The sequence below is a fragment of the Massilia paldalensis genome (assembly GCF_044901715.1).
Taxonomy (GTDB): Bacteria; Pseudomonadota; Gammaproteobacteria; order Burkholderiales; family Burkholderiaceae_D; genus Telluria; species Telluria paldalensis.
Genome location: NZ_JBJCIU010000034.1, coordinates 1 through 1230, shown reverse-complemented (window position 1 = coordinate 1230; position 1230 = coordinate 1). Strand labels below are relative to the sequence as shown.

The following is a 1230-nucleotide window of genomic DNA, read 5'->3' as shown; positions in this document are numbered from 1 at the left end:
TGGACTTCCCCCGGTTCGCTAGACAAATCATGACCTCACGCTGAGGCGCGTTCAAAGGCCTCGGGGCTGACACCGCCCAGATGACTATGGCGCCGAGTCCGATTGTAAAAGACTTCGATGTAGTCGAAGATATCGGCCCGTGCCAGGTCCCGGGTTTTGTAGATGCGCTTGCGGATGCGTTCCTTTTTCAGGCTGCTGAAGAACGATTCGGCGACAGCATTATCCCAGCAGTTGCCGCGCCGACTCATGCTGGGTTCAAGATTGTTGGCTTTGCAGAAGCGCCGCCAGTCATCGCTGCCATACTGACTGCCCTGGTCCGAATGCACGAGTACTGGATTCTTGGGTTTACGCCGCCAAACCGCCATCAGCAAAGCATCGATCGCCAGCTCGCGTGACAATGTCGGCTTCATCGACCAACCGACCACCTTGCGGGCAAATAGATCGACCACGACTGCGAGGTAGAGCCAGCCCTGCCACGTCCGTATGTAAGTGATATCGGTGACCCAGGCCTGATCGGGAGCATCGACGGTAAATTCCCGATTCAGCCGGTTAGGAGCGATAATCGAAGGTCGCCCGGCAATCCTTCTGGGCGCTTTATAACCCCGTACGGCCTTGATTTTATTGATCTGCATGAGCCGCGCCACGCGATTTCGACCACAGGTCTCGCCGGCTTCTCGGAGATCGCCAAAGACACGGTTGGCTCCATACACGCCGCCGCTGGCCGAATACGAATGCCGTATCGCTTCGACCAAACGCGCATCTTCCTTCGCTCGTTCCGATATCGGCTGATGCAACCACTGGTAAAACCCGGCTCTAGCCACTTTCAAAACACGGCACATCAACACCAGCGAAAACTCGTGCCGGTGCTCGTTCATGAACCGGTACTTTACTCGGGCTCCCTGGCAAAGTACCGTGCGGCTTTTTTTAGCAGATCGCGCTCCTCTTCCAGTCGACGCATCTGGGAGCGCAGCCGAAGGATCTCGCTTTTTGCTTCGACCAGCTCGGCGCTTTGCTTTTCGTCTTTCGTCGGCATCACTGCCTTGACCCACTTGTACAAACTGTGGGCAGACACCCCCAGCCGGGCTGCAACCTCGGGAACGGGGTAACCCCGCTCTACCACCTGTCTGACTGCTTCTTCCTTGAATTCAGGTGTGTAACGCTGTGTACTCATTCATTTCTCCTATGCTCAAATCATAGGTCAGAAATGTCCACCGGAGTGGGGGAAGTCCA

1 protein-coding gene is annotated in these 1230 nt (G+C 56.2%); it reads right to left on the bottom strand.

The annotated features are described in order from the left end of the window. Positions 1-35 precede the first annotated feature (35 nt). Positions 36-1171, bottom strand: a protein-coding gene (locus ACI1V7_RS28335) for an IS3 family transposase (RefSeq protein ID WP_404536067.1) whose coding sequence is annotated in 2 segments (ribosomal slippage) — positions 36-919 and positions 919-1171 — 1137 coding nt in all. Because the reading frame shifts where the segments join, the coding sequence is not laid out codon by codon here. Positions 1172-1230 lie beyond the last annotated feature (59 nt).